We start from the raw sequence: 534 nt of genomic DNA on the forward strand, positions 1-534 counted from the left end.
CCCAACCAGGGAAGCTTCAACCATGCCATAGCTATTGCAGCCATCAACGCCCTTGAGGGTAACGGCCACAGCGTCAGCTTTCACGACCTCTACCGGGAACGATTCGATCCTGTGCTACCTTATGGGGAGATTCCCAAAGGCGCAGATATAGATTCAAATCTTATGAAGCATTGCGATGAGATCGCCTCTGCAGACGGGATCATAATCGTCCACCCCAACTGGTGGGGCATGCCTCCCGCCATCCTCAAGGGATGGGTGGACAGGGTGATCCGGCCGGGGGTAGCTTACGAATTTTTGGAAGGGGACAGCGGCGAAGGAGTGCCAAGGGGCCTCTTGAAAGCCAAAAAGGCGCTGGTGTTCAACACCTCCAACACCTTCCCTGACCGGGAGCGCGAGGCTTTTGGCGATCCACTGCAGAGGCTGTGGAAGGACTGCATCTTCGGGCTCTGCGGAGTGGAGGAGTTCTATCGGAAGACCTATTGCGTGATTGCGACCAGCACGCCGGTTAAGAGAACTGCCTGGCTGGAGGATGCA

1 protein-coding gene is annotated in these 534 nt (G+C 56.6%); it reads left to right on the plus strand.

Features of this window, described 5'->3' with window-relative positions:
• A partial coding sequence (locus BP822_RS01470) for an NAD(P)H-dependent oxidoreductase (protein ID WP_286877562.1) occupies positions 1 to 534 on the plus strand: 534 nt, incomplete at both ends.

It is taken from the genome of Methanosaeta sp. UBA458 (assembly GCF_002496085.1).
GTDB lineage: Archaea > Halobacteriota > Methanosarcinia > Methanotrichales > Methanotrichaceae > Methanothrix > Methanothrix soehngenii.